Genomic DNA, 8,189 nt, shown 5'->3' on the forward strand with positions numbered 1-8,189 from the left:
ATTTAAAGAGTATCCCTAAAGCGATGCTTTGTAGATATTCAAGCTCCTTCTCTCGAAAGGGAGGAGGGAGAGGATTTTATTTCTTCAAGTCAAATAGGTACGTGAGCTTTATGGTAATTGTTCCATGCGCTGCACGGGCGAAATAGTCTTTCTTTGTGGTGCTGTAAAAGTCGGACAGCGCAAAGTAGTAACGGCCTTCAACGATGAAGCTACCGGCTTTCTTTGTTCGGAGTTCTACACCGCCGCCACCGGCAATACCGTAGTCGAATTTATTCTGAATCTTAACTCCATACACCGCTTTCTGTGTATTGGATAAGGTGTTCATATCAATACCTTTTATTGTTTCCGATTCGCTTATCAGAAAGCTGATTTGAGGACCTGCATGAACAAAGAATTGTAATCCTCTGTCTCGTCCGAAAGCAAGATGGGCTAGAAAAGGAATATCAATATAGGTCATTTTGCGGGTATAAGTTTTGCTCGGATCCTTCGAGGTGACTTCATATCCGTTATCGTCCAATGATACCGTTTCAAACAATTGGTCCCAACCCCTTTGTGATACATTCAATTCGACTTGTGCACCGCAAATCATGGCGAAATACTTCTCGGATATATAACGTGCCGTCAAGCCTCCGGTAATTCCCATCAAGCTATTTTGCTTGATGCTGGGAGTGAAAGAAACACTGTTTAAGTTGACACCTCCATTAACACCTACTGATAAATTGCTGCGTGCTTCTCCAATTTGGGCAGTGGCAGGAAGAGCAAATCCCGTAAGTAGGAGTGTTGCAATCAAAAATGGTTTTATCTTTATCATTTTCGTATTATTCGAAGTCAAGTTTTACTAATTCAAAATTCTTAGTGAAACGTATGAAGAACACTTTTTTATTAATAAATCCTCCCCAGTTGTTCACGCGCTGGAATTTGAATCCTGTCTGGATTGGCGTCAGGTTCATCTTAGGCAGATTGTTTTCCAATTCCGAGCTATAGAGCGATAATCCCTTCAAGAAGAAGAAACCGGTGTCGAAGCCAAGCATTGCGTAATTGGGGTATTTGCTTGCCAAATCTTTACTATACCATTTATGATAAGCGTTGGTGAATTGCACGGCTGCCGGGAACAATGTATTCGTATAGAATGAAGAGTAGAAATATACATCCAACTCAAAGAAATTTTCCAGATGATCTCTAGTGTAAGTCTGCCATTCCGGGTAGCCGAACAGGTGAATTTTTTCTGCAGGATTCTCTCTGACTAACAACGTCAGTTGAGGGAGTACCTTAATCAGTAAAACATTACTGCCCGATGTCGGGATAAAAATGTTTTCTTTATCACTGCGAAGTGTTGCTTTCAATGTTTCTTTAGTTGCGCTTTCGCTGACGGTTCTCATAGGAATTCCTTTGCTCTTCAACTCTTGTTTCAAGCCGCTGATAAATTCCGCTTTCTCCTTGTCAGCACTCGACGGTTCGATGAAAATAACGTTCGCATTAGGGAATTGGCGGGTGAAATGCTCATAAACCTCTGAATATAAATAAGATTGAGGCGTATTAATCTGATAAATAGCAGGATTTTTGAATACCTCTTCTCCTTTTTGAGAGAAAGGGATCACCAGGCGTATATCGTTCTTCTCCGCGAAGTCTGACAATGGTTTTATTTGATTCTGATGCATCGGACCGATGATGATATTCATACTCTTCATCTCGTTTTTGGCAAGAATCGTATTTAATGTAGAAATGTCTTTTCCACTGTCATATACATATAAATCAAGAGAAACGCCCGTACGTTTCAGACTGTCTACTGCCATCAGGAAACCTTCGTAATATTCCACCATGCGTTTGTCCTCCTGGAAAGGTAACAACAAGGCAGCCTTAATAGTAGACAGCTTTTGGGGAGTCTCCTTATTTTTGCGGAAAAGCTCGCTATTGCTGGGAGGAACAGCGTATGGATCTTCCTTCTGTGTAGGTTGTACGGTGGTTGCTGCCGGGTAGGGGATGCAAAGAAATTGTCCCTTTTTCATTCCCTTTTTCAGTTCCGGGTTAGCGTCAATCAACTCCTGCTCGCTGATTCCGTATTCACGGCTCACGCTGAATATAGTCTCTTTGCGCTTTACCTTATGCATATCTTTGCATCTCGGAACAACAGGACCTTGAATAGTCGATTGTTCAGTAGGCGTTTGAACTACGGCGTCAGTTTGTTCTTCTTTTTTCTGCGGAATCAGAATAACTTGTCCGATACGGAAATTCTCGGCACTCAAACCTGGGTTTGCTTCACAAATATCTTTGGCGGACACATTATACATCGTTGTCAGTTTGTACAATGTTTCTCCGGCTTGGATCGTATGGAATGTTTCTCCCTTCTGGCTTTCTTTCCCAGTAGGGATTTTGATGGTCTGTCCGGCATAGATTTTTTCGTCACAACCAGGATTCAGACGTATGATGTCTGACGTAGTGACATTATACATCTTGGAAATGGAGTATAAACTTTGTCCTTTTTCGATGGTATGCAAGAAATAAGATTGGTTTTCCTGTGCATAACTGATAGCGTATGAAACGCTTATAAAAAGCAGAAATAAGAATATTCGGTTTATCGGTTTCATCAAATTATAACTATTGGTTCTTGAAATCAAGGAACAAAGGTACAAATAATGCCCTATATCTTCATAAGATTTGAGTTAAGAAAATAATATTGTGCTTTTTTAGGAGCATATTTCGGGCGGAAACATTAATTTTGCAACATTTATGGAAGGATATGAATATGCAGGAAACAGAATATATTAATGTGTACGGTGCGCGCGTGCACAATTTGAAGGACATTGATGCCGAGATTCCCCGTAATAGCTTGACTGTTATCACCGGATTGAGCGGTAGTGGAAAATCTTCTTTAGCCTTCGATACGATTTTTGCCGAAGGACAGCGCCGCTATATCGAAACTTTTTCAGCCTATGCCCGCAATTTCCTGGGCAATCTGGAACGTCCGGATGTCGATAAAATAACAGGCTTGAGCCCGGTTATCTCCATTGAACAGAAAACAACGAATAAAAATCCCCGTTCTACCGTAGGAACAACTACCGAGATCTACGATTATCTCCGTTTGTTGTATGCCCGTGCGGGAATCGCTTATTCGTATCTGTCGGGGGAAGAAATGGTGAAATACACCGAAGAGCAGATTCTGGATTTGATTCTGAAAGATTATAAAGGAAAGAAAATATATCTGCTGGCGCCATTGGTACGTTCACGTAAAGGACATTATAGAGAACTTTTTGAACAGATACGTAAAAAAGGATATTTATATGTACGAGTAGACGGAGAAGTGCGTGAAATCACGCATGGTATGAAGCTCGACCGTTATAAGAACCACGATGTAGAAGTGGTTATCGATAAATTAGTGGTTGCAGAGAAAGACGACCGGCGTCTGAAACAGAGTGTGGCAACTGCCATGCGTCAGGGAGACGGGCTGATGATGATTTTGGATGCCCAGTCTGAAAGTATCCGACATTATAGTAAGCGACTCATGTGTCCTGTCACCGGGTTGTCTTATCGTGAACCTGCTCCGCATAACTTCTCATTCAATTCACCGCAAGGAGCGTGTCCGAAGTGTAAAGGGTTGGGAGTAGTCAATCAGATTGACGTGGACAAAGTGATTCCCGATCGTGAACTTTCCATTTACGAAGGTGCGATAGCTCCTTTGGGAAAATATAAGAATGCGATGATTTTCTGGCAAATCGGTGCTTTGCTTGAGAAGTACGATGTAACGTTGAAAACACCGGTTAAGGAGTTGCCGGACGATGCGATTGATGAAGTGTTGTATGGCTCTGACGAACGGATTAAAATCAAGAGTTCGCTGATCGGCACTTCATCCGATTACTTTGTTACCTATGAAGGAGTGGTGAAGTATATTCAGATGTTGCAGGAGAAAGATGCTTCTGCGACAGCGCAGAAATGGGCGGAACAATTTGCCAAAACAACGGTTTGTCCTGAATGTAAAGGGGCTCGCCTGAATAAGGAAGCTCTGCATTTCCGCATCCACGATAAGAATATTAATGAATTGGCAAACATGGACATCAACGAGCTGTATGACTGGTTGATGAAGGTAGATGAATTCCTTTCCGATAAGCAGAAGAAAATATCAGTGGAGATTCTGAAAGAGATTCGTACACGTTTGAAGTTCCTGCTGGATGTCGGTTTGGATTATCTGGCGTTGAACCGTAGTTCTGTCAGCCTTTCCGGTGGTGAGAGCCAGCGTATCCGTTTGGCTACACAAATTGGTTCTCAATTGGTGAATGTGCTTTATATTCTCGACGAGCCGAGTATCGGTCTGCATCAGCGTGATAATTTACGTCTTATCAACTCCTTGAAAGAACTCCGTGACATGGGAAACTCCGTGATTGTGGTGGAACATGATAAGGATATGATGCTGGCTGCCGACTATGTCATCGATATGGGACCGAAAGCCGGACGTCTCGGTGGAGAGGTTGTTTTTGCAGGAACTCCCCAGGAGATGCTGAAGACCGATACGATGACTTCGCAATACCTGAATGGAAAGATGAAGATAGAAATCCCCGCCAAGCGTAGAAAAGGAAACGGGAAATCTATCTGGTTGAAAGGAGCGAAAGGGAATAACCTGAAGAATGTCGATGTAGAGTTTCCGTTAGGTAAACTAATTTGCGTGACAGGTGTATCAGGAAGCGGAAAATCTACTTTGATTAATGAAACTCTGCAGCCGATTCTATCGCAGAAGTTCTACCGTTCTTTGCAGGATCCTTTGGAATACGATTCGATTGAAGGATTGGAAAACATCGATAAGGTAGTGAATGTCGATCAATCACCTTTGGGACGTACGCCACGTTCCAATCCAGCTACCTATACTGGTGTGTTTTCTGATATTCGTAATCTGTTTGTAGGTCTTCCGGAAGCTAAGATTCGCGGTTACAAGCCGGGACGTTTTTCCTTTAATGTTTCAGGCGGACGTTGTGAAGCCTGTACGGGAAATGGTTATAAAACAATTGAAATGAATTTCCTTCCTGACGTATATGTGCCTTGTGAAGTATGTCACGGCAAACGTTATAACCGGGAAACACTGGAAGTACGTTTCAAGGGAAAATCGATTGCCGATGTATTGGACATGACAATCAACCGTGCCGTAGAATTCTTTGAAAACGTTCCGCAAATCTTGAGTAAGATAAAAGTATTGCAGGATGTCGGACTCGGATATATAAAGTTGGGACAATCTTCTACCACACTTTCCGGTGGAGAAAGCCAGCGTGTGAAACTGGCAACGGAACTGTCGAAAAGGGATACAGGCAAGACCCTTTACATCCTTGATGAACCGACTACCGGACTTCATTTTGAAGATATCCGTGTACTGATGGGAGTACTGAATAAGCTTGTGGATAAAGGGAATACGGTTATCGTCATCGAACACAATCTGGATGTGATTAAAATGGCGGATTATATTATCGATATGGGCCCTGAAGGGGGTAAGGGCGGGGGAGAACTCCTTAGTTACGGAACACCGGAAGAGGTTGCGAAGAGCCCTAAGGGATATACACCTAAGTTTCTTCGCGAAGAACTGGGGCTCTAATTTGAAGCATAGAGTGAGGGCGTTCCCCCAATAAAGTCAACTATCTCTAATCATATTAATTAAGGCGCGGATTACATGGTTTTTATTTAATTAGAGCCGTGTAATTCGTGCCTTAATAAAAGTCATAGAGGACTTTGTCTCCCGCTAATTCTTTATTTATCAGATATAGAAAGTATAAATACAACGAAAATGAAAATCAATAAAACAAATGCCGCACGGCTGTTAGATAAGGCTAAGATAGCCTATGAACTGATTCCCTACGAAGTGGATGAAAACGACTTAAGTGCTGTTCATGTAGCAGCAGATTTAGGAGAAAACATTGAGCAAGTGTTTAAGACTCTTGTCCTGCATGGCGATAAAAGCGGATATTTTGTCTGTATCATTCCGGGAGAACATGAAGTTGACTTGAAACTGGCAGCTAAAGCATCGGGTAATAAGAAGTGTGATTTGATTCCCGTAAAAGAACTTTTGCCACTTACCGGATATATCCGGGGAGGGTGTTCGCCTATCGGCATGAAGAAACATTTTCCTACTTATATTCATGAAACCAGCCGGGAATTTCCGTATATTTATGTAAGTGCCGGTGTGCGGGGACTTCAGATAAAAATAGCTCCGGAAGATTTGATTCGTGAATCCAGAGCAGAAATTTGTCGTTTATTTGAGGAGTAGTTTAACAAATCATTGTGCAAAAACTCAAGAAAAAGTATATATTTGCAAGAAATATTTATTTAAATCAATCATTTATTAATTCTAAAAACTTATATCTATGTTCAGTAAACACCCTAAAGGTCTGATTGCTGCAGCTTTAGCTAATATGGGAGAGCGTTTTGGCTTCTATATTATGATGGCGATTTTGACATTGTTTATTTCAGCGAAATTTGGATTGTCCGAGACAACTACCGGATACATTTATTCCGCGTTCTATGCTTCCATTTATATTTTAGCTTTGGCGGGAGGTGTTATTGCTGATAAGACGAAAAATTTCAAAGGCACTATTTTAGTAGGGCTGATATTAATGGCTATCGGTTATTTGATTATTGCCATTCCTACTCCGACCCCTGTTCCTAGTATGGCTCTTTATCTGGGATTAACCTGTTTCGGACTTTTGGTGATTGCTTTTGGTAATGGTTTATTTAAAGGAAATCTGCAGGCTTTGGTAGGCCAGATGTATGATGACCCTAAATATTCAAACCTACGTGATGCCGGTTTCCAGATATTTTATATGTTTATCAATATTGGGGCTGTTTTTGCACCGTTTATTGCTATTGGTGTGCGCAACTGGTGGCTGAAGGTGAACAATTTTGATTATGATGCCACTTTACCTGAATTGTGCCATCAATATTTAGAAAAAGGAAATGATATGGCTCCACAAGCAATGGAGAATCTGACAACTTTGGCTAAGAGTGTTGTTCTTGACGGGACTCCTGTAACAGATATGGGTATGTTTGTTAATAACTACCTTGATGTATTTAACCGTGGTTTTCAGTATGCTTTTATGGCTGCTATTGGTGCTATGCTTGTTTCGCTGATTATTTATATGGCAAATAAGAAACGCTTCCCGGATCCTGCGACTAAATTGGAAACCAGTAAAGGTACTGCGACTGTGAATAAGGAAGAAATCCAAATGAGCGCTACTGAAATCAAACAACGTATCTATGCTTTGTTTGCAGTATTCGGTGTTGTTATTTTCTTCTGGTTATCTTTCCACCAGAATGGTTATTCTTTGACTTATTTTGCCCGTGACTATGTGGATTTGAGTGTTATTAATATCGACTTAGGTTTTACGCAGATCAAGGGAGCTGAAATATTCCAGAGCGTTAATCCGTTCTTCGTTGTATTCCTGACTCCATTTATCATGTGGATGTTCGGCTCAATGAAAAAGAATGGTAAAGAACCTTCTACCCCGATGAAGATTGCCATCGGTATGGGTATTGCCGCATTAGCGTATGTATTCTTGATGGTATTCTCCTTTACATTGCCTTCGAAAGAGGTGTTGGGTACTATGAGTGCTGCTGAAATAAATGCTATTCGTGTGACTCCGTGGATTATGATCGGTCTGTATTTCATCCTTACAGTTGCCGAATTGTTCATTTCTCCTCTGGGATTATCGTTTGTATCTAAGGTTGCTCCTCCTCATTTGCAGGGATTAATGCAAGGTTGCTGGTTGGCTGCAACAGCTGTGGGTAATTCACTGCTGTTTATCGGTGGTATTCTTTATACCACTGTTCCTATCTGGGCTTGCTGGTTAGTATTTGTAGGCGCAACAGGTGCTTCTATGATTGTAATGCTTTCAATGGTAAAATGGCTGGAACGCGTAGCGAAATAGAATCCCGTCATTGACTAAATAACAAAATGCCCCGGAACATTCACGATACTTGTTCCGGGGCATTTTGGTTTATTAAATATCCAATCCCATAATATAATCATTCATATAATACCCGTTGCCAATCGGGAAATCACCTTCCCGTAACTTTCTCATTCCCATGTATTCGTAAAACTGCAAGGCTTTATTATTACGATTCACGTTGAGTTCCATCAGACAAGGTTCCGGATGCATCTCTTTGATACATTTGATTGCTTCCTTAAATAAGAAACTGCCGCAATGCGTACCCTGAAAGCG

5 protein-coding genes and 1 pseudogene are annotated in these 8,189 nt (G+C 41.5%); 3 read left to right on the forward strand and 3 right to left on the reverse strand.

Annotation, left to right across the window (positions count from 1 at the left end; genetic code table 11):
* Positions 1-76: 76 nt before the first annotated feature.
* Both BXY_RS00625 and BXY_RS00630 read right to left on the reverse strand, forming a co-directional pair.
* The gene (locus BXY_RS00625) at positions 77-811 is read right to left on the reverse strand and encodes a porin family protein (protein ID WP_004312709.1); all 735 of its coding nucleotides are present in this window, start codon (positions 809-811) and stop codon (positions 77-79) included.
* Positions 812-818: 7 nt separating this feature from the next.
* Positions 819-2,585 (reverse strand): PBP1 and LysM peptidoglycan-binding domain-containing protein, encoded by a 1,767-nt coding sequence (locus BXY_RS00630; protein ID WP_009040512.1) that lies wholly within the window; start codon positions 2,583-2,585, stop codon positions 819-821.
* A 158-nt stretch (positions 2,586-2,743) separates the two neighbouring features.
* Here BXY_RS00630 and uvrA point away from each other — a divergent pair, with 158 nt between their 5' ends.
* The 3 genes from uvrA to BXY_RS00645 all read left to right on the forward strand — a co-directional run bounded on the left by uvrA (position 2,744) and on the right by BXY_RS00645 (position 7,895).
* Positions 2,744-5,569 (forward strand): excinuclease ABC subunit UvrA, encoded by a 2,826-nt coding sequence (uvrA, locus tag BXY_RS00635; RefSeq protein ID WP_008643814.1) that lies wholly within the window; start codon positions 2,744-2,746, stop codon positions 5,567-5,569.
* A 189-nt stretch (positions 5,570-5,758) separates the two neighbouring features.
* Positions 5,759-6,238 (forward strand): Cys-tRNA(Pro) deacylase, encoded by a 480-nt coding sequence (gene ybaK, locus BXY_RS00640; protein ID WP_015530970.1) that lies wholly within the window; start codon positions 5,759-5,761, stop codon positions 6,236-6,238.
* Positions 6,239-6,335: 97 nt separating this feature from the next.
* Complete coding sequence (locus BXY_RS00645; RefSeq protein ID WP_008022801.1) at positions 6,336-7,895, forward strand: peptide MFS transporter; 1,560 nt, start codon at positions 6,336-6,338, stop codon at positions 7,893-7,895.
* A 72-nt stretch (positions 7,896-7,967) separates the two neighbouring features.
* Here BXY_RS00645 and BXY_RS00650 read toward each other — a convergent pair.
* Positions 7,968-8,189: pseudogene (locus BXY_RS00650) on the reverse strand (GNAT family N-acetyltransferase); the annotation flags it as partial.

Source organism: Bacteroides xylanisolvens XB1A, from assembly GCF_000210075.1.
Classification (GTDB): domain Bacteria; phylum Bacteroidota; class Bacteroidia; order Bacteroidales; family Bacteroidaceae; genus Bacteroides; species Bacteroides xylanisolvens.